At 29.7% G+C, this 21,261-nt stretch carries 19 protein-coding genes; 12 read left to right on the top strand and 7 right to left on the bottom strand.

Translation table 11 applies throughout. The features are described 5' to 3' along the window. Nucleotides 1–1,056, top strand: coding sequence for a glycosyltransferase (locus tag Q0049_RS08335; protein WP_298118590.1), 1,056 nt, complete (start codon nucleotides 1–3; stop codon nucleotides 1,054–1,056). Here the strand turns inward: Q0049_RS08335 and Q0049_RS08330 are convergent. Both Q0049_RS08330 and Q0049_RS08325 read right to left on the bottom strand, forming a co-directional pair. Then, nucleotides 1,030–2,070, bottom strand: a complete 1,041-nt coding sequence (locus Q0049_RS08330; protein ID WP_298118587.1) for an ATP-binding protein — start codon at nucleotides 2,068–2,070, stop codon at nucleotides 1,030–1,032. The genes Q0049_RS08335 and Q0049_RS08330 overlap by 27 nt on opposite strands. A gap of 30 nt (nucleotides 2,071–2,100) precedes the next feature. Further along, nucleotides 2,101–2,784, bottom strand: a complete 684-nt coding sequence (locus Q0049_RS08325) for a response regulator transcription factor (RefSeq protein WP_298118585.1) — start codon at nucleotides 2,782–2,784, stop codon at nucleotides 2,101–2,103. A 198-nt stretch (nucleotides 2,785–2,982) separates the two neighbouring features. Between Q0049_RS08325 and Q0049_RS08320 the strand changes: the two genes are divergently transcribed. Further along, nucleotides 2,983–5,733, top strand: coding sequence for a TonB-dependent receptor (locus tag Q0049_RS08320; RefSeq protein ID WP_298118581.1), 2,751 nt, complete (start codon nucleotides 2,983–2,985; stop codon nucleotides 5,731–5,733). A gap of 176 nt (nucleotides 5,734–5,909) precedes the next feature. Then, nucleotides 5,910–7,094 (top strand): hypothetical protein, encoded by a 1,185-nt coding sequence (locus tag Q0049_RS08315; protein WP_298118578.1) that lies wholly within the window; start codon nucleotides 5,910–5,912, stop codon nucleotides 7,092–7,094. Nucleotides 7,095–7,161: 67 nt separating this feature from the next. On the opposite strand, the gene Q0049_RS08310 is transcribed toward Q0049_RS08315, so the two are convergent. After that, nucleotides 7,162–7,506 carry a membrane-binding protein gene (locus Q0049_RS08310; RefSeq protein WP_298118576.1) on the bottom strand — a complete coding sequence of 115 codons (345 nt, stop codon included), beginning with the start codon at nucleotides 7,504–7,506 and terminating at the stop codon, nucleotides 7,162–7,164. Nucleotides 7,507–7,719: 213 nt separating this feature from the next. Between Q0049_RS08310 and Q0049_RS08305 the strand changes: the two genes are divergently transcribed. The 5 genes from Q0049_RS08305 to Q0049_RS08285 all read left to right on the top strand — a co-directional run bounded on the left by Q0049_RS08305 (nucleotide 7,720) and on the right by Q0049_RS08285 (nucleotide 12,480). Beyond that, the gene (locus Q0049_RS08305) at nucleotides 7,720–8,055 is read left to right on the top strand and encodes a T9SS type A sorting domain-containing protein (RefSeq protein WP_298118573.1); all 336 of its coding nucleotides are present in this window, start codon (nucleotides 7,720–7,722) and stop codon (nucleotides 8,053–8,055) included. Nucleotides 8,056–8,149: 94 nt separating this feature from the next. Then, nucleotides 8,150–9,892, top strand: coding sequence for a T9SS type A sorting domain-containing protein (locus Q0049_RS08300; RefSeq protein ID WP_298118571.1), 1,743 nt, complete (start codon nucleotides 8,150–8,152; stop codon nucleotides 9,890–9,892). A gap of 114 nt (nucleotides 9,893–10,006) precedes the next feature. Beyond that, complete coding sequence (locus Q0049_RS08295; protein WP_298118568.1) at nucleotides 10,007–10,987, top strand: acyl transferase; 981 nt, start codon at nucleotides 10,007–10,009, stop codon at nucleotides 10,985–10,987. 43 nt (nucleotides 10,988–11,030) lie between these two features. Then, a complete protein-coding gene (locus tag Q0049_RS08290) occupies nucleotides 11,031–11,765 on the top strand; it encodes a hypothetical protein (protein WP_298118566.1) in 735 nt (244 codons plus the stop codon). A gap of 4 nt (nucleotides 11,766–11,769) precedes the next feature. Next, entirely contained in the window at nucleotides 11,770–12,480 is a 711-nt protein-coding gene (locus tag Q0049_RS08285; protein WP_298118564.1) for a hypothetical protein, read from the top strand. Nucleotides 12,481–12,526: 46 nt separating this feature from the next. Here Q0049_RS08285 and tyrS read toward each other — a convergent pair whose 3' ends face one another. Beyond that, on the bottom strand, nucleotides 12,527–13,822 hold the full coding sequence (gene tyrS / locus Q0049_RS08280) for a tyrosine--tRNA ligase (protein WP_298118561.1): 1,296 nt from the start codon (nucleotides 13,820–13,822) through the stop codon (nucleotides 12,527–12,529). 131 nt (nucleotides 13,823–13,953) lie between these two features. On the opposite strand from tyrS, the gene Q0049_RS08275 reads away from it, so the two are divergent. Beyond that, nucleotides 13,954–14,958 carry an NAD-dependent epimerase/dehydratase family protein gene (locus Q0049_RS08275; RefSeq protein WP_298118559.1) on the top strand — a complete coding sequence of 335 codons (1,005 nt, stop codon included), beginning with the start codon at nucleotides 13,954–13,956 and terminating at the stop codon, nucleotides 14,956–14,958. Between the two features lie 3 nt (nucleotides 14,959–14,961). Here Q0049_RS08275 and Q0049_RS08270 read toward each other — a convergent pair whose 3' ends face one another. From Q0049_RS08270 to Q0049_RS08260, 3 genes are read right to left on the bottom strand one after another with little or no spacing between them, the layout of a single operon-like run. Next, on the bottom strand, nucleotides 14,962–15,336 hold the full coding sequence (locus tag Q0049_RS08270; RefSeq protein ID WP_298118556.1) for a DUF4296 domain-containing protein: 375 nt from the start codon (nucleotides 15,334–15,336) through the stop codon (nucleotides 14,962–14,964). Nucleotides 15,337–15,345: 9 nt separating this feature from the next. Beyond that, nucleotides 15,346–16,686, bottom strand: coding sequence for a dihydroorotase (locus Q0049_RS08265; RefSeq protein WP_298118554.1), 1,341 nt, complete (start codon nucleotides 16,684–16,686; stop codon nucleotides 15,346–15,348). A 10-nt stretch (nucleotides 16,687–16,696) separates the two neighbouring features. Next, the gene (locus Q0049_RS08260) at nucleotides 16,697–17,422 is read right to left on the bottom strand and encodes a polyprenol monophosphomannose synthase (protein ID WP_298118551.1); all 726 of its coding nucleotides are present in this window, start codon (nucleotides 17,420–17,422) and stop codon (nucleotides 16,697–16,699) included. Between the two features lie 104 nt (nucleotides 17,423–17,526). On the opposite strand from Q0049_RS08260, the gene Q0049_RS08255 reads away from it, so the two are divergent. The 3 genes from Q0049_RS08255 to Q0049_RS08245 all read left to right on the top strand — a co-directional run bounded on the left by Q0049_RS08255 (nucleotide 17,527) and on the right by Q0049_RS08245 (nucleotide 21,257). Beyond that, on the top strand, nucleotides 17,527–18,192 hold the full coding sequence (locus Q0049_RS08255) for a DUF4271 domain-containing protein (protein WP_298118549.1): 666 nt from the start codon (nucleotides 17,527–17,529) through the stop codon (nucleotides 18,190–18,192). Nucleotides 18,193–18,210: 18 nt separating this feature from the next. Next, the gene (locus Q0049_RS08250; RefSeq protein WP_298118801.1) at nucleotides 18,211–18,960 is read left to right on the top strand and encodes a uroporphyrinogen-III synthase; all 750 of its coding nucleotides are present in this window, start codon (nucleotides 18,211–18,213) and stop codon (nucleotides 18,958–18,960) included. Between the two features lie 125 nt (nucleotides 18,961–19,085). Continuing rightward, a complete protein-coding gene (locus tag Q0049_RS08245; RefSeq protein WP_298118547.1) occupies nucleotides 19,086–21,257 on the top strand; it encodes a tetratricopeptide repeat protein in 2,172 nt (723 codons plus the stop codon). Nucleotides 21,258–21,261 lie beyond the last annotated feature (4 nt).

Genomic DNA, 21,261 nt, shown 5'->3' with positions numbered 1-21,261 from the left:
ATGAACAAAAATATTCTCGTTGCGCCACTAAATTGGGGTTTAGGTCATGCTACTCGATGCATACCAATTATTCGTGAATTAGAAAAAAACGGTTTTACTCCAATCATTGCTTCAGATGGTATTGCTTTAGCTTTATTAAAAAAAGAATTTCCGCATTTAACCTCATTAGAATTGCCTTCTTACAACATTGAATATGCTAAAAAAGGGGAAAATTTTAAATGGAAATTGATAAAAAATAGTCCAAAAACGATTAACGCCATTTTATCTGAAAAGCAATTAGTTAAAAAATGGATTAAAGAACATGATTTAAAAGGTATTATTTCGGACAATAGATTAGGTGTTCATTCTAAGAAAGTTCCTTCCGTTTTTATAACACATCAACTAACTGTTTTATCAGGAAAAACAACCTGGATTTCCAGTAAATTACATCAATTTTTTATTAATAAATTTGATGAATGTTGGGTTCCAGATGTCAATGAAATTCCAAATCTTACGGGTAAATTAGGACATTTAAAAAACTCGAATTTAAATATTAGATACATTGGAGTTTTAAGTAGATTAGAGAAGAAAGTTCTTGAAATCAAATATGATATAATGATTTTACTTTCTGGACCTGAACCTCAAAGAACAATTTTAGAAGAAAAAATAATTGAAGAAATTCAAAACGCAGAAGAAACCATCGTCTTTATTAAAGGTAAAGTTGAAAAAGAACAAATAAAAGAGCAAAAAGGAAATGTAACTTTTTACAATTTTATGCAATCTGAAGAGTTAGAAAAAACTTTTAATGAAAGTGAAATGGTGCTTTGTAGATCAGGTTATACTACTGTTATGGATTTGTGTAAGTTACAAAAGAAAGCTTTTTTTATTCCAACTCCTGGTCAATTTGAGCAAGAATATTTGGCAAAAAAATATAAAAGAGAAGGCTTGGTTCCTTACTCAAGGCAGGATAAATTTTCATTAGAAGATTTAAATTCAGTTCCGCTTTACAGAGGATTACCCGTTATGGAAACAGAAATTAATTGGAAACAATTATTGCTTCTTTTCGAGTGTGAATGAGAATTCCGATCCTTTTCCATATTCACTTTCAATATAGATTTTTTCATCATGACCTTCAATGATATGTTTTACAATTGAAAGTCCTAATCCTGAACCGCCTTCACTTCGTGCTCCACTTTTGTCAACTCTATAAAAGCGTTCAAATAGACGAGAAATATGTTGTTGTTCAATACCTTCGCCATTGTCTCTAATTCGAACAATAATTTTATTTTTAACTAAATCTTCAATAGTAACCTCTGTTGTACCATTTTCTTTTCCATATTTAATGGAATTTACAATTAGATTTGTAAGCACTTGTTGGATTTTCTCTTGATCAGCGAAAACATTTATTGGTTTGTTATATTTTCTATCAAACATTAAAATAATGTTCTTTTTATCAGCACTCATTTCTAATAAATCAAACACATTTTGAATTAACTCTATAATGTTGAATTCTGAAAATTCTAAATTCAAATCACCCATTTCTAATTTAGAAATCATGTCTAAATCTTCAACTATATAAATTAGTCTTTCTACTCCTTTTTCTGCTCTTTCAAGATACTTTTTTCGTTGGTCTTTATCTCTTACGCCTTCAACTAATGTAGAAATATAACCTTGAACGGTAAAAAGTGGTGTTTTTAATTCATGAGAAACATTTCCCATAAATTCTCTTCTGTATTCTTCCCTAACTTTTAGGTTTTCTATTTCTAATTTTTTATCAGTGGCAAACTTTTTAACTTCTTTAGTAAGCGTTGCCATATCTGTAGTAATGGATTGACTTCGCAGTGTTGTCGAATCTAATAAAGAAACATCATCGTAAATCTTTTTTACACGACGATAAATAAAATGTTCCACACGATATTGTAGTACAAAAAAAGAAAAAAAGCCTACTGAAATTGCAAAAAAAAGGCAAAACTGCCAAGAAAATGTAGCAAATAAAAACAATAATATGGCAACCAAACTAGTTGAAAAAAGTGTAATATATAATGTTGATATTACGGCGAAAGTGTATGTTTTTTTGAAGTTTAATCCCATTTTGAAAGTTCAATTACACAAATATAGTACTTAAACTTCAAACTTGTATCCAACACCTTTAATGGTTTTAAATAAGTCTTCTCCTATTTTTTCACGAAGTTTTCTAATATGAACATCAATAGTTCTTCCTCCAACAATTACTTCATTACCCCAAACTTTGTCAAGTATTTCTTCACGTTTAAAAACTTTTCCAGGTTTTGAAGCTAGTAAATAAAATAATTCAAATTCTTTTCTTGGAAGCACAACTTCTCTACCTTCCATTATGATTTTATACTCTTCTCTATTGATTTCAATTCCACCTACATTTAGATTTTCACTAGAAGAAGTTTCATCTTTCAATCGTCTTAGTAAAGCTTTGACTTTACTTACTAGTAGTTTTGGTTTGATGGGTTTTGCAATATAATCATCCGCACCAGCATCAAACCCTGCAACTTGAGAGTAGTCTTCACTTCTTGCAGTTAAAAAAGTTATAATAACATTACTAAGTTCAGGAATTTTACGAATATTTTCACAAGCTTCCATACCATCCATTTCAGGCATCATTACATCCATAATAATTAGCTGTGGACGCTCTTTTTTAGCCATAGCTATGGCCTCTTTACCATTAGCAGCTGTAACAATTTTATATCCTTCTTGTGACAAGTTATAACCTACAATTTCTAGGATATCTTGTTCATCATCAACCAATAAAATCTTTATGTCTTTTTTCTTCATGATGCAAAAAAATTATGTTGTTTTGCGATTGTAAATATAGTATTTTATCCACAAAAAAATCTTATTAAAAATGAGTTAACGGTAATTTAATTTGTTAACATTTAGATAATAATTACAAAACCTAATGATAAAATGCAAGTAACTTCAACTTTACAAAGTGTATCGTTCTTTGCATCAAAATTTAACAATTAGGAAATAATGAAATTCAAATTACTTATTTTATCAATTTTATTTAGTTTATCTGGATTAGCTCAAAATAAAGGTGTCATAACTGGAGTACTTACAGACAAAGATATGAATAATGCTCCACTTCCATTTGCCAATGCAAAAATTAAAGGAACTAATATAGGAGTAACAACTGATGAAAACGGAAAATACAAGATAAGTGTTGTAGCTGGAAATCATATTATTCAATTTAGTTTTATTGGATATGAAAATGTAGAAGTTGCTGTAACTGTAAAAGCTGATGAAACTATTGAAGTAAACAGAGCGTTAGGAGCAGCAGGATATAAAATTGAAGATGTTGTGATTCAAAAAGCTTCTTCAAGCAAGGAAAAAGAAAGTGCCTTATTAACTGAACAGAAAAATGCAGTTGATATCAAACAAAGTATTGGCGCACAAGAATTATCAAGAAAAGGAGTTAGTGATGTTGCAACTGCTGTAACAAAAACAACAGGAATTACTAAACAAGAAGGCAGCGGAAATATATTTGTAAGAGGTTTAGGTGATAGATATAATTCGACAACAATGAACGGTTTGCCAATTCCTTCAAATGATCCTGAAAAGAAAAATCTTAATCTTGAAATTTTTTCAACGGATATTGTTGAATATGTTTCAATTGACAAAGTATATAGCAGTAAATTATTTGGAGATTTCGCAGGAGGAAATGTTGATATTGTATCCAAAGATTTTAAAGGAAAAGGATTTTTAAAATTAGAAATTGGAAGTAAAATCAATACAAATGCGGTTAATGAAAATGATTTTAACTTACAAAAAGGATATAACAGTTTTGGTTTCAGCAATCCTTCGATTCCAAGTAATGGCTTGACAGAATATAACTTCAATACATTACAACTTGAAAGCAAAAGTCCTGTAGCAAGTTCTATAGGTATTTCTGGTGGAGAAACATTTAACGTTGGTTCATCTGGAAAATTGAATGTTTTTGGAACAATAAGCTATGGAAATGAAGTAAATTCAATCACTGATGGAAGTGTAAAAAGTATCAACGGTACAGGTGTAATCAATAAAGATTTCGAAAAATTCACTAACATGAGCTTTGGAACCAATACAACTGGAATGGCAAATATTGGTTATAAAATGAACTCTAATCACAAGATTAATTTTAATAGCGTTTTCATAAATACCTCAACTCAATCGAAAGAAGAATTCACAGGATATTTTGTTGATGGTGCAGAGGACAATAATGGTTTTATTAGAAGAAATAAATATGATAAAAATACTTTGTGGATCAATCAATTATTAGGTGATCATAAATTATCTGAACGTTCTAAATTTAATTGGGCAGTTTCTCTAAATTCTATTACTGGTAGCCAACCAGATAGAACTCAAAATATATTAAATAATAATTCTGGAGATTATGTTTTACTATCGCAATCAGCTTCAAATAATCATAGATATTTTCAAGAATTAAAAGAAACTGAAGTCGCAACAAATTTATCTGTAGATTATAAATTTAACAAGAATGAAGAAGGCGATTTTAAAGGGAAATTTACTGCAGGTTATTCAGCTAAAATAAAGAAGAGAGACTTTGAAGCAACCCAGTTTAACTTCAAATCTAATAATTCACATTTAGCAGATGTTGTAGACATTAACAATTTAGATTTATTTTTTAATCAACAAAACTACACAAACGATTTCTTTGAGATCTCAACTTTTAGAGGTGATTTTTCAGCGCCAAATGCTTTAAAACCTCAATTTTACAAAGGTGATTTATTGGTAAGTGGAGGTTTTTTGAACACAGAATATAAATTTAAAAAACTAACAACTGTTTTAGGATTAAGAGCAGAATATTTATTGCAAAAAGTGAATTGGAATACTTCTTTAGATCCAATTGGTGATAAGGATGAATTAATCAAGTTAGCTTTTTTACCTAGTTTAATAATGAAATATGAATTAAATAAAAAGCAAAACTTGCGATTTGGTTTTAGCAAAACTTATACTTTGCCACAATTCAAAGAAAGAGCATTATTTATTTATGAAGAAGTTAATGAAACAAAAATTGGAAATCCAAATTTATACGAGTCAGATGATTATAATTTTGATTTAAAATGGGAAATGTTTCCAAAAAGCGAAGAAGTAATTTCGGTTACAGGATTCGGAAAATACATTCAAAATCCAATCAATGAAGTTACCATTGTATCTTCAACAAATGATGTGTCTTACATTAATACAGGAGATTTTGGTTATGTTGCAGGAGCTGAAGTTGAATTTAGAAAATTACTTTTCAATGTAAAAGAAGGAAATTCTAAAAAACTTTCTGCAGGAATTAATGCATCTTATTTATACAGTAATCAAGAACTTAACTCAACTAAAGTTATTAGAGAAACAGATTATAATGTTTCCTTTACAAATAAAGAAAGTAAACTAACTGGAGCATCTGATTTATTGTTAAACGCAGATATTTCTTTCCTAAAAGAATGGAACAATAAAGAAAGTAATTTGACTTCAACAATTGCATACACACAATTTTCAGATAGAGTTTACTCAATCGGAACTAACGGAAGAGGAAACCAGGTTGACAAAGCATTTGGTTCATTAGATTTTATTACAAAAGTTAAATTAAACAAAAGTTTAGGATTAGGTTTTGTTGCAAAAAATCTTCTAAATCCATCCATCAATAGAGTTCAAGAAAATGATAATGGAGATGTAACCGTTCTTGCCTATAAAAAAGGAATGAATTTGAGTTTGAATATAAACTATCAATTTTAAAACAAAAAAAGAGAGCTTAAATACAAAGCTCTCTTTTTATTTTAACGAATTACAAACATTAAATTAATATAGAGTTAGAGTTTTCTTAAACAAACATTCACACTAAGATAACCTAATTAGAAAATACAAAGTAGACATTTGTAAAAACAAAATAACTATTAAAAAAATCAATTAAAATGAAAAATTCAATTGTAAAATTATTTGGATTATTAACTTTAGCTAGTGCTATTTTTTACAGCTGTTCAACAACTGAAGACGATGGTGGTTCATCTTCAACATTTGTTGTTGATCCAGCTAACTTTCAAGGAAATATTAATGACGGAGAAGTAATTCTTAATGCAGGTACAGTTTATAATTTAACTGGAGCTTTAGTAATCAGAGATGGTGCTACTCTAACAATTCCTGCAGGAACTTTAATAAAAGCAACAGGTGGAACATCATCATACATAGCTGTAGCGCAAGGTGGTAAAATATTTGTTAATGGTACAGCATCAAATCCAGTTGTTATGACAAGTGGTGCTGCTACTCCAACTCCAGGAAATTGGGGTGGATTAGTAATTTGTGGAAAAGCTCCAATAAATACAGTTAGTGGTGGAACATCAACAGCTCAGTCTGAAGTTGCAGATTTAACATACGGAGGAACAATTTCGAACGATAATTCTGGTTCTATCAGATATTTAAGATTAGAGTATACAGGCGCTAACTTTAGTGCTACTAAAGAATTTAATGGTGCTTCGTTATTTGGTGTAGGTTCTGGAACTATTTTCGAATATGTTCAATGTTTCCATGGTTCTGATGATGGTTTTGAATTTTTTGGAGGAACAGTGAATACTTCTAACTTAGTTTCATACGGAAATGAAGATGATCAATTTGACTGGACTGAAGGATGGAACGGTACAAACACAAACTGGTATGGAAAATTAGCTTTCGGAAAAGGTAACAGAGGCGTTGAAGCTGACAACTATGAATTTGGATTCACTAACACACCAATTTCTAACCCAACAATTTCTAACCTAACTTTAGTTGGACCAGGAAGTACAGCAGACGCAGTAGTTTATGCTGAGAATGATGGATTAAAATTGAGAAGAGGAACAAAAGCAATTTTCACAAACCTACATTTAAGTGCTTGGAAAGCTGGTTTCAATGTAGAACATGACGAGTGTATTGCTGCTGTTACAGCATTAACTTTAAAAGCTTCAAATGTAACTTACAGTGATGTTGCTTCAAAAACTAAAGGTAAAAACACAGCTGGAACTACAACAGATGTATCTAGTATAGCAGCAGAAACAACAACAGCAACTGGAGCAGGAAATGGTGCATCAACACCATCTTGGGCAACAGGTTGGACAACAGGTTTATAATAAAAACAATTTTCATAAAAAAAGCTCATCATAACTGATGAGCTTTTTTGTTTTATAAAAGTTTGAATTAATTTTTACCTGCAATAGCATTTATAGTTCTAACCGCCAAAATTTGATTGTTAGAAAAATCAACTTCACTTGTGCAAACACTATCAGAGAAATACAACCATTTCCCAGCTTTTTGTCCTTCTTTATATTCAGCAATAGTTTTCACAGAACCATCAACATCATAAGACACCCATTTTCCATCCAATTTACCATCTCTGAAATATCCAACTTGTTGAACTTTTCCATTTTCATGAAAATAAGTTGCTTTTACTAACTGACCTTCAACTTCTAAAACAGGATTGTTACTTTGACTAAAACCCAATCCAAAAATCATTAATACTGCAATTAAAATTAGCTTTTTCATAATTCATATCTTTAATGTTGAAACAAATGTATAAATTAATTTACAATAAAAAAACTTTTTCTTAACAATTTGGTAACATTAAACGGAAAATTATAAAATTTAACATTATCTAATAACTAATAGATGTAAAAATAATATTAGATGTTAAATTTTTGAATTTTGGCATTGTATTTGAAAAGTTATTTATATATTTGCTTTAACCAAATTGAACTCATGACAAAAAATTACCTTTATATAATCTTATTTTTCATTTGCCTTTCAACGACAAGCGCGTTGGCTCAAGAAGGTAAATCTGCTTCAAGAGCACAGGAAAATGCTATTGAAGGGTTGAGTTTTTATCCAAATCCTGTGAGTACAGGTAAAATTTTTATTACTACAAAAAACAACGAAGATAAGCAAATCACTATTTTTGACGTGTTAGGTAAAAAAGTGCTTCAAACGCTTTTAACTTCACGTGAATTAAATATTTCTTCTCTTTCTCCCGGTGTTTATATCATTAAAATAGAAGAAGGTGACGCAAGTGCTACCAGAAAACTAATAGTCAGATAGTTAAATCCAAAAGATTTAACTTTTTTTTTTTTTTTTTAATTTTTAAATTTAAAATTTGTACCTACCTTTGTGGCATAAAATTAAATTTAAAAAAATGAAAAAACTTTACTCTTTATTATTTTTAGCAGTAAATTTTTTGTCTTTTGGACAAACAATTTATTCTGAAAACATGGGAACACCTTCAGGGAACACAGCTGTAGCAACTTATTCTACAGGAACAGCACCTGCAACTTTCCAAAATGGCTCGCCAATTGTTTACACAGGAACAAGTGGCGCTAATATGATGAGAACATCGGCTGCATCAACTGGATATACTGGTGTCTCTGGAAGTGGAAATGTTTTCTTTGCTGCTGCTGGATCTCAATTTTTTCAAATTGCAGGATTAAACACAAGTGCTTATACGTCATCAAATTTACAATTATCATTTGGATATTTAACAACCACAACTACTGCACAAATGGTGGTTGAAGTTTCTACTGATGGTACTGTTTGGACTCCACTTACTTTTACTAACAACACAAATGCAAACTGGAATTTAGTTACTATTTCTGGAGGTCAAATTCCGGCATCAGCTACTTTACAATTAAGATTTACTGCTCCAGTTACTAGTGGTGGAATGAGAGTTGATGATGTTAAAATAGCAAACGTAGATTCTTCTTGTACTTTATCTTTAGGTACACCTGTTATAGCATGTGTTACTTCTACTTCTGCTATAGACAACTTTACTGTTACAATTCCATATACTGGAGCTGGTAATGCAACATATACAATTACTACTGTGGGAACTGTAAGTGGAGACAATCCAACAACGACTGCAGCAGGAAATATTATCATCACTGTTAGTGAGAGTACATTAGGGACAAATACTGTTACAGTAAGTTCTAGTCCAACGTGTAGTTTTTCATTCACATTCACAAGTCCTGATAGCTGTATTGAAGCGTTAACTTTACCTGTAACTGAACCTTTCAATTACACAGCAGGAACAGCATTAAATACATCTCAAATGTGGAAAAATACTTCTGTAGGTTCTGATGAAATACTTGCTGTTGCTGGTAACTTAAATTACACAGGAATAACGTCAACAGGTAATTCTATAGCATTTGTAGGAACAGGAAGTGATACTTTATTACCTTTTACAAACACAACTGCAGATAATTTATTTACTTCATTTTTAATAAGTGTTACTGATTTAACAGGTGTAAGTACAACAGGTTCTACTTATTTTGCTGTTTTGTCAAATTCTACAAATGCATTTTCTACTGCAAGAATTTGGTTTAAAACTAATGGGACTCAATTTCAATACGGAATCAGCCCAACAACTGCAACTGCTGACATCGTTTGGTCATCAAATTTATACAATGTAGGAACAACTCAATATTTAGTTTTAGCTTATGATTTTGCTAACAATGTTTTAGCTTTATACGAAAATCCTACAATAGGCGGAAGTGCTTCTCCATCAGTTGCTGTTACACCAACAACGGCTCTTACAAGTTTAGCTAATTTTATCTTAAGACAAGATTCAGCTACTGCTACACCAGCAATGACAATTGATGAATTAAGAATTACTACTACACCTAACTTTACATTAGCTAATCAATCGTTCTCAATTGCAGGTTTAACTATTACTCCAAACCCAGTTAATAATGGTGTTTTCTACATCAATACTGATGCAAATGCTGAAAGAACAGTTACTGTTTTTGATGTTTTAGGAAAACAAGTATTAAATGTTACAACTTCAAACTCAGCTATTAATGTTTCTAACTTAACTGCTGGTGTTTATTTAGTTCAAGTTGTTGAAGAAGGAAAAACGGCTACTAAAAAATTAGTAATCAGATAATATTTCTTTAAAATTATATTTGAAAGCTCCAATTAACGTTGGAGCTTTTTTATTTTTAGTACTTTTGCAGTGCTTCTGTTCCGAAACTTCGGGATGAATCAGAAACTTATATAAATGATTTCAAACCACTATATATTTACTATTTCTAACCAAAAGCAATTTGAAAAAATAGCTTTGAAAGTATTTCGTTTTCAATATGATAACAATTCCGTTTATCGTGAGTTTTGCCAATTATTAAAAGTAGAAAAAGGTAGTGTGAAATCATTGCAACAAATACCGTTTTTACCCATTCAGTTTTTTAAAAGTCATGCTATTCTTTCTTCAACTGACGCTATTCAAGAAACTTTTACAAGTAGTGGAACAACCGGAATGATTACAAGCAAACATCAAATTACTGACATTACATTATATGAAGAAAGCTATCGAAATGCTTTTTCAGAATTTTATGGAAACATCGAAGACTATGCAGTTTTAGCTTTACTTCCATCCTATTTAGAACGTTCTGGTTCGTCGTTGATTTACATGGTTAAAGATTTAATCGAACTTTCTAATAATGACCACAGTGGTTTTTATTTGAATAATTATGATGAATTAATTTCAAAATTGATTGAGCTTGATGAATTAGGACAAAACGTTCTTTTAATTGGTGTAACTTATGCTTTACTAGATTTAATTGAACAACAAAAATTTCAATTAAAAAACACCATCATCATGGAAACTGGTGGAATGAAAGGCAAACGAAAAGAAATCATTCGCGAAGAGTTACATGAAATACTATGTGATGGATTTGGAGTTTCTAACATCCATTCTGAGTATGGAATGACCGAATTACTATCACAAGCTTATTCTCTTGGAAACGGAATTTTTGAATGTCCAAATTGGATGAACATACTAATTCGCGATACAGAAGATGCTTTGACTTACGTTGAGACGGGAAAAACTGGAGGAATAAATGTAATCGATTTGGCAAACATTAATTCGTGTTCGTTTATTGCAACACAAGATTTAGGAAAAAAATACGCCAATAATTCGTTTGAAGTCTTGGGACGTTTTGATAATTCAGATATTCGAGGTTGTAATTTGATGGTTTTATAATAAATTTTCATTTACTTCGTTATTGAGTATCAAACCCTATCCTATGCGATTTTTATACTTTTTCTTATTCGTTACTTTTACGATTTCTGCTCAAAATAAAAAACTTGAAGTAACCATAAACTCAATTACAACAAAAGATGTAAATGAGGAAAATAGATTATATTATATAAATTATCAAATTGAAAACAAAACTAAAGACACTATTGCCTTTTTCTTACTTCCAAATGCTTTAATTGCAAATACAGCAAGTTCCTCAACGCTTTATACGGTTTATAAAATTTATCAAAATGGTAAATTTGAAGACATGGACGGACCTTTTTTTGAATATGAAACTGATGAAGAACTAGAATACGCTACATTATTAAATAAAGAATCGGAAGAGGCAAAGAAATTATTGAAAACTATTCAAACGAATCAAGCTATTGTAGCTATGAATTATTACAAACAATATAAAGATGATGGTGGAATTTCAGAAGATTTCAAATGGGTTTATTACAGAACAAAATTATTGAAAAACATAGTGAAACTCAACCCTAGCGAAACCAAAAACTTCTCAATAAAAACACTTTGGAACAAAAATAGATTCATTAAAAATGATGAATTAGAATACTATTTAAATGAAAATGATACCTTCGAAATAGAATTAATATTAGATTTGAAAACAGATTTATTCAAAGACGAATTGCACGAAAAAGATTTAAAATCGATTCTATCAAATCCTAATTTTATTAAAGGCGAATTTGTTTCTAATAAATTCAAACTTGATTTTAAAGAATAGCTATATGAAAATAAGAATTTTTCTTTTTCTAATTTATTCATCACTTTCTTTTGGACAAAAACCACTTGAAATTATAATTGATTCCATACAAACCTCTGATTCAATTTCAGATGTTAGAAAATTCACCGTAAACTATCATATTCAAAATACAACCAATAAAGAAGTGATGTTTATAAATTGTGCATTTCCTTTAACCAATTTTTATCCCGATGTAACTAAGTTGAATGTATTTTCAGTAATTGTTGAAAATAACAAATACATCCGATTAAATATTTTGCATAAAGACATTAGTTATTTGAGACATTTAGATAGTCTTGCTAATGCAGAAAGTGCGGAAGCAAAAGCAAAAATAATCTTAGCATACATCAAAAACAGATCGCGCGATACAACAAAAATGAAGAGCGAAGTTGAAAAACGTAGAAAAATAAACGATTTTGAGTATGTAAAAAGTGCCATTCAAATATTCCAGCCTAAAGAAGTTCGTTCTTTTACTGAAACTTTATATTGGAACAAAAAAAGGTACTACAAAGTAGATGATTTGGAATATTATATTGATGAAAAGGAACCGTATTATTTAGAATTATCAATGGTTTTTTTCAAGAAGGAATTTCAATATTTTTTCGAAGAAGAACATTTTAAAAAAATGATTAATAATCCTAACTTTTTAGAAGGACATATAATTTCGAATAAGGTTGAAATGAACTTTAGGGAATAAAAAAAGACGCACCTAAGCACGTCTTATTAATAATATATTTTAGATATTATTTAACTCTCAATACAAAATAATTCTTCTTTCCGCTTTGTAATAAAACGAACTGATTATTAATTAAATCATTTGAAGTCAACTTAAATTCTTCTGTAACTTTAGCTTTATTCACCGAAATTGAATTGGCAGTCAAAGCTCTTCTTGCTTCACCATTAGATTTAAAAAAACCTGATTTTTCATTCAAAACAGAAACAATATCAATTCCTGCTTCCACACCACTTTTAGTAATTTCTGCTTGAGGAACACCATCAAAAACTTCTAAAAAAGTAGCTTCATCAAGATTTTTCAAATCATCTGCAGTAGCATTTCCAAATAAAATATTCGAAGCTTGAATGGCTTTTTCTAATTCGGAAGCACCATGCACAAAAGTTGTAACTTCTTCTGCTAATTTTCTTTGCAACACTCTTAAATGCGGTGCTTCATTATGTTCAGCAATCAATGCATCAATCGTATTCTTATCTAAAAACGTGAATATTTTAATATACTTTTCAGCATCAACATCTGTAGTATTTAACCAGAACTGGTAAAATTTATATACCGAAGTTTTATCGGCAGTTAACCATACATTTCCTCCTTCTGATTTTCCAAATTTTGATCCATCAGCTTTTGTAATTAACGGACAAGTCATTGCAAATGCTTTTGCTCCTTCACCATTCATTCGTCGCACTAACTCAGTTCCAGTCGTAATGTTTCCCCATTGATCGCTTCCGCCCATTTGCAACAAACAATTGTGCGATTTATATAAATGGTGAAAATCATATCCTTGAATTAACTGATAAGTGAATTCTGTAAAACTCATTCCTTCACCTTCGCCAGCTAAACGCTTTTTTACAGAATCTTTCGCCATCATATAGTTCACTGTGATACGTTTACCAACGTCACGAGCAAAATTTATAAACGAAAAATCTTTCATCCAGTCGTAGTTGTTTACTAAAATTGGAGCATTAGCTGAAGTAGAATTAAAATCTAAAAATCTAGAAAGAACAGCTTTTATTCCAGCAACATTTTTATCTAATGTAGCTTCATCCAACAGATTTCTCTCGTCCGATTTTCCAGACGGATCACCTATCATTCCTGTTGCTCCACCAACCAAAGCAATTGGTTTATGACCAAATTTTTCTAAATGAACTAATAAAATAATCGGAACCAAACTACCAATATGTAACGAATCACTTGTTGGATCAAAACCAATATATGTTGTCGTCATTTCTTTTGTAAGTTGCTCTTCCGTTCCAGGCATAATATCATGCACTAATCCTCGCCATTGTAATTCTTCTACTAAATTCTTCATTTTATTCTATAATTTGCGCAAATATAGTTCTAAGATTTTAGATTTCAGATTTCAGATTTCAGATTTTCTCATTTTGATTTAAAAAAACTTTGTGGCTTTGAGACTTCGTGGCAATACCTTATCTTTACAAAATGATTTTAGTAACAGGCGGAACAGGTTTAGTTGGTGCACATTTGCTTCTTCATTTACTTGAAAATGGCGAAGAAAAAATTCGTGCATTGTATCGAAATTCTAAAAATTGTTCCAAAACTAAATCTCTATTCGAACATTATAATAAAGGTGAGTTATTTTCAAAAATTGAATGGATTCAAGGTGATATTCTTGATATTCCCTCTTTAGAGATTGCTTTTCAAAATATTGATTATGTTTATCATTGTGCCGCTTCAATTTCATTCAATCCAGATGATGAAAACCAGTTAAGAAAAGTAAACATTGAAGGAACTGCTAATATCGTTAACTTTTGTATTGATAAAAATGTAACCAAATTATGCCATGTTAGTTCCATTGCAGCACTTGGCGATTTAGCGCAACACGAAACAATTATCACTGAAGAAAACGAATGGAATCCTGAAGTATTACACAGCGACTACGGAATTTCCAAATATGGTGCAGAAATGGAAGTTTGGCGTGGTCATCAAGAAGGTTTACAAGTAGTTATTGTTAATCCTGGCGTCATTTTTGGACCTTGTTTTTGGAATCAAGGAAGTGGAAAATTTATTACATCTGTTAAAAAAGGAATTCCTTTTTATAGTAATGGTTCAACAGGATATGTTGCGGTAACTGATGTTGTGAAAATTATGTTTCAATTGATGAAATCTGAAGTCAATGGCGAACGCTTTATATTAATTTCTGAAAATATAAATTTTAAAGATATTATATTTAAAATCGCAACTAAATTAAACGTAAAAAAACCAAACATTGAAGCTAAATCATGGATGCTAAATATTGCATGGCGATTGGATTGGTTACTTTCATTTGTTTTTAGAACCAAAAGAAAAATCTCTAAACAAAGCGCTCAATCACTTTTGAATAATGATTTAATTTCCAATGAAAAAATAAAGAATTATTTGAATTATGATTTTGAACCAATTGATAGTTACTTAGATAAAATTATCTCTATTAATAAGAAGAATTAAATTTCATTTTACAACACCAACATCTGGCAAAGCTTCCTTTTTACCACCATTAGCTTTTTTGCTTTCGTTATCTAATCGCTTTTTAACATTATCATAAATTCGTTTGTATTTTTTTAAATCAGAAGCATAATACAAAGTGTTTTTAGCAAATGTCAAACTATCAATTTTATATTTTTGTTTTAGAAATTCTGTAGATGTAGGATATTTTTTTTGTGAATCCGAACCTTGATTTCGCATTGCGTCTAAAAGCGATAAATCATAAATCATATCAACCATTTGATCTTCATCTAATAGGTTGTTAGGTTTTTCAACAGCGCCATTATTACAACTTGAAGTTATAAAAACTAAACCAATAAAAAATAAAAGTAATCTCTTCATAACATTATATTATCTATCAAACAGCAATCGTTTTCCTGCTTTAATTTCTTTAACTTTTGCATTTTCATACACCAATTGACCATTTACAAAAGTATGAGAAATTCTGGATTTAAAATTAGTTCCTTCTAATGGTGACCAACCACATTTATATAAAATATTATCTTTATTTACATTCCAAGGTTTTGCTGGATTTACAATAACTAAATCGGCATAATATCCTTCTTTAATAAAACCACGGTTTTCAATTTTAAAAATCTTTGCCGGATTGTGCGCCATTTTTTCTACGATTTTCTCCACCGAAATTTTTCCTTGATGATGTGCTTCAAACATTGCTACAACAGCGTGTTGAACTAATGGTCCACCAGAAGGTGCGCTCATATATTTTTGTGATTTTTCTTCTAAAGTGTGCGGCGCATGATCGGTCGCTATTACATCAATTGTATCGTCTAAAAGCGCTTTCCACAAAGCGTCTCTATCAACAGCCGTTTTCACAGCAGGATTCCATTTAATGAAATTACCTTTTGTAGCATAATCGTCATTGGTAAACCAAAGGTGATGAATACAAACTTCGGCCGTGATCATTTTATTTTCTAATGGAATTTTATTTGTAAACAATTCCATTTCTTTAGCCGTTGAAAGATGAAAAACATGCAATCTTGCTCCTGTTTTCTTTGCTAACTCAATAGCTTTTGAAGACGATAAATAACAAGCTTCTTCACTTCTAATCAAATGATGAGCTGTAACAGGAATATCTTCACCAAAATCAGCTTTATATTTTTCTAAATTAGTTTTGATGGTAGTTTCATCTTCACAATGAACGGCAATTAGCATTTTTGTTGAAGAAAATATCTTTTCTAACGATTCTTCATTATCAACCAACATATTTCCTGTTGACGAACCAAGAAACAACTTAATTCCGGCAACATTTTTTGGGTTAGTTTTCAAAACTTCTTCTAAATTATCATTGGTTCCACCCATCATAAAAGAATAGTTGGCATACGAATTTTGAGAAGCTATTTGATATTTTTGTTCTAATAATTCTTGTGTTACTGCATTTGGAACCGTATTTGGTTGTTCAATAAACGAAGTAATTCCACCAGCAACAGCAGCACGACTTTCTGAAGCAATGTCGCCTTTATGAGTTAAACCAGGCTCACGAAAATGTACTTGATCATCGATTGCACCTGGAATTAAATAATTACCTTCGGCATCAATAATTTTACAATTTGAACTTTTGTGGCTTATACTCTCGGCAATTTCTTTAATGATTTCGCCTTCAATTAGAACATCGCCTTCAAAAATTCTTCCTTCATTTACAATCTTCGCATTTTTAATTAAAACGGTATTCATTTTATAATAATTATAATCGATTAAAAAACTTTTTAATTCTAAGTGACAAAACACCAAAAATAGCTTCTTTAATAATAGAACCACTCATTTTTGACTGTCCTTTAGTTCTATCTGTAAAAATTACAGGAACTTCTTGTATGTTGAATTTTTTTGAAAATGCTCTGTATTTCATTTCAATTTGAAACGCATATCCAATAAATTTTATTTTATCAAGATTGATACTTTCTAAAACATTTCTGCTGTAGCAAATAAATCCTGCTGTTGCATCCATAATTTTCATTCCAGTAATCATTCTTACGTAAACCGATGCAAAATAGGAAAGTAAAACTCTACTTAAAGGCCAATTTACAACATTAACTCCAGTAACGTATCGTGAACCAATAGCTAAATCGGCACCACCAAAATGACAAGCATCATACAACTTCTCTAAATCATGAGGATTGTGTGAAAAATCGGCATCCATTTCAAAAATAAACTCATAATCATGCGCTAATGCCCATTTGAATCCATGAACGTAAGCCGTTCCTAATCCAGCTTTTTTAGTTCTAACTTCTAAAAAAAGACGATTTTGAAACTCCTCTTGTAATTCTCTAACTTTATCAGCCGTTTTATCGGGCGAATTGTCATCTACAATAAGAATATGAAACGGTTTATGTAATGAAAATACTGCTCTCACAATACTTTCAATATTTTCAATTTCGTTATAAGTAGGAATAATTACAATGCCGCAATTCATATCAATCAATAAAAGTTTGTGCAAAAATACTCATTTTAAGTGTTTATAATCTTAATAATATTATAATACTAATCAACAAATAAAATTTAGTAATTTTGCACCCGATGATAGCACTTGAATTACACCCTAGAATTATTGAAAACAAAGATTGGGCAACCCTAATTTTTGTTTTATCCTTAGTGTTTATTGTTATTGCAAAGTCCGCGTTTGAAAATCGATTTTATGATTTTGCAAGATTATTAGTTTCTGATAAATATACTAAAATTTACAGAGAAAGTTCTCATTTAATGAGTGGATTTAATGTTTTATTGTTTGTTGTAAACTTAATTTCTTTTTCTTTTTTCATACAATTAACATTGTCTCATTTTGGGTATGGAGAAAAATTAGATTGGATATTATTTGTTAGAATTTTTACTTTATTGACCGTTTTTATTTTATCAAAATTTTTAATCGAAAAGATAATTGCAACTACTTTTGGTATTGAAGAAATCATTGAGCAATTTAATTTACAGAAAGTTACCTTCAGAACTTACATAGGATTACTATTATTGCCTGTGTCTGTATTTCTATTTTATAGCAATTATTCATCAAATTCTCTAATTTTTACAATTATTGGAATATTATTAATAATAAATATATTGACTTATCTTATTTCTTTGAAGAATTATCAAAATTTAATATTTGGTAAGTTGTTTTATTTTATTTTGTATCTTTGCGCACTTGAAATAGCGCCCTATTATTTCATATATTATTTGATTACAAAAAATTAGAGTTTACATATGTCAAATTTGAAAGTGAGAACGATTTTGGTGTCACAGCCAGAGCCAAAAGTGGAGAATTCGCCTTATTTTGATTTACAACAAAAGCACAAGGTAAAAATTGATTTTCGTTCTTTTATTCATGTAGAAGGCGTTAGTGCAAAAGACATTAGAGCACAAAAAATTGACTTAAATAATTTTACAGCAATCATTCTAACCAGCAGAAATGCTGTGGATCATTTTTTTAGAGTTGCTGAAGAAATGCGTTATAAAGTTCCTGAAGATTTACGATATTTTTGTCAATCGGAAGCCATTGCTTTCTATTTGCAGAAGTATGTTGTTTACAGAAAACGTAAAATTTATGTTGGTCAAAAAGACTTTGCTGACATGACATCTTTGTTTAAAAAATATAAAGAAGAGAAGTTTTTACTTCCAGCTTCAGATCAGTTGAATGCTGATGCTCCAATAACTTTAAATAATTTAAAAATCAATTGGACTCAAGCTGTTTTCTACAAAACTGTAATGAGTGATTTGTCTGATTTAGCTGATGTTTACTATGATGTTTTAGCGTTTTTCAGTCCAACTGGAATTAAATCATTATTTAAAAATTTCCCTGATTTCAAACAAAATAATACTAGAATTGCTGTTTTTGGAAGTACTACTCAAAAAGAAGCTTTAGAACATGGTTTAAGAATTGATATTCTTGCTCCAACACCTGAAACTCCTTCCATGACTATGGCATTAGAAAAATATGTAGCCGAAGCTAATAAAGGAAAATAAAATTCAGATTTTAAAATATTCAAAATCCCAAATTCCAAAAGAGTTTGGGATTTTTGTTTGCAAAAAAATCATTTTTTATTTACCTATTTTTGCTTTTTAAATTTTGCAACAATAAAACATTTCACATGTCAAAATTATTATATTCTCTATTATTTTTTATTATAATATCAAGTTCATTTGCCCAAGAAAAAACAATAGATAGTTTACAAAATGTTTTAAATAATTATACTAAAAGAGACACTGTTAGAGTCAATCTTCTGAATTCTTTAGCTACTAAAATTTATATTACTGATACTGAAAAAGCATTAACAATTCTTAAAGATTCCGAAACTTTATCAAGTGAATTAAATTATAAAAAAGGCAAAGCCTACAGCCTTCTCTTTTCAGGAAATACTCTATTAAATAAAGCGGAATATACAAACGCACTACATTATTTTCAAAAATCATTAGACCTTTACAAAGAGCTAAAAGATAAAAAAGGAATAGCAAACTCATCATTCAATTTTGGTCGGTCAAACTTTTTTTTGGGAGAATATGACAAAGCGTTAAAATACTTTAAAGAAACGATATCAATTTGTGAAGAAACTGGCGATTTAAACAGAACTACAAAAACTCTTGCCGCAATGGGAGTTATTTACTCAAAACAAGGTAACTATGACGAAAGTTTGAAATGTCATAAAAAAGCTTTACAAATCAATGAAAAATTAAATAATAAAAATGGTGTCGCAAGTGACTTATTAGCTATAGGTAATTTGCTTAAACATCAAGGAAAATTTACTCTAGCATTAGAAAATTATAACAAATCTTTAGAAATTAAAGAAAAATTAGGCGATCAAGTAGGAATTGCAACAAATCTTGAGAATATTGGGAATTTATATGTTTCATTAGACAAAGACAAAGAGGCTTTAGAATATTACAAAAGATCATTAGCCATTAATGAAAAATTGAAAAACCCAAAATCAATTTTGGCGAGTTTGATTAACATTGGAACGGTTTATATGAATCACAATGGCGAAGCTAAAGCGATGGAACTATTTAAAAAAGCATTGGTAATCAGTACAGAAATAAAAGACAAAAATAGCATTTCAAATTGTTTAGCGAATATTGGAACCGTTGAATTATTAAACAAAAAATATGACGTAGCCCTTGATTGTTTTGAAAGAGCAATAAATATTAATAAGCAACTTAATCTTAAAAGAGACTTAACTTATTGTTATTTAAAAATAGGAAAAGTCTATCAAGCAAAAAAAGAATATGATAAAGCATTAAATTATGCAAATCAAGCTATGGAAATTGCGAAAGAATTAAACCATATTGAATTCCAAAGAGATTTATCGCTATTAATTTCTGAATTAAACTATGAAAACAAGAATTATAAATTAGCCTATGAGAATCGATTAATTCACAAAAAATTAAATGATAGTATTTTCAATATAGAAAATTTTGATAGTATTTCTCAAATAAAATACAAGTACGCTTATAAAGACACGCTAAACTCTGCTAATAAAAGTGTAAATACCTTGAAAAAAGCGGTAAAAACAATCGATACAAAATTAGAAGCATCGCAACAAAGAACAAAATGGTTAATTGTTGTTCTTTTAGGTTTATTTGTTCTTTTAGGTTTTGTAATTGCTTTACTAAAAATACGTAAAGTAAAAATGCAAAACCAACAATTATTATTAGAGCAAAAATTGCTTGTAACCCAAATGAATCCGCATTTTATATTTAATTCTATCGATAATATCCAAGGTTTAATTTACAATAACCAAGATAAAGACGCCATTAGTTATTTGACAAAATTTTCAAAGTTAACCCGTCAAATACTTGAAAACTCTAACGAAAACTACATCACTTTAGAAGAAGAAGTTGAAATGATTGAAAATTATATAGCGTTACAACAACTTTTATATAATGGAAAATTTGATTACACCATTTCGGTAGAAAAATCTATTGAAACTGAATCTATTTTATTACCGCCAATGTTAACTCAACCTTTTATTGAAAACGCAATTAAACATGGTTTAAGTTCAACATCGGATAAAGGCGTTATTACAATTAATTTTTACTTAAAAGACACAAAATTATTTTTCGAAGTTGCTGATAACGGAAAAGGTTTTGACCAAAATAAAAACACAACTAATCATAAATCGTTAGCCATGACAATTACAAAAGAACGATTAGTTTACTATACAAAAAATCAGAATTTTGAAATGAAAACCAATAACATCATGGATAAAAACATGAATGTAGTTGGCGCCCAAGTTGTTTTTGAAATACCTTACATTTACGAAAAATAAATAT

Origin of the sequence: Flavobacterium sp. (genome assembly GCF_027484205.1) — a bacterium.
Classification (GTDB): Bacteria; Bacteroidota; Bacteroidia; order Flavobacteriales; family Flavobacteriaceae; genus Flavobacterium.
The sequence above is the reverse complement of the archived record's forward strand: the minus strand, read 5'-3'. Positions and strand labels throughout refer to the sequence as shown.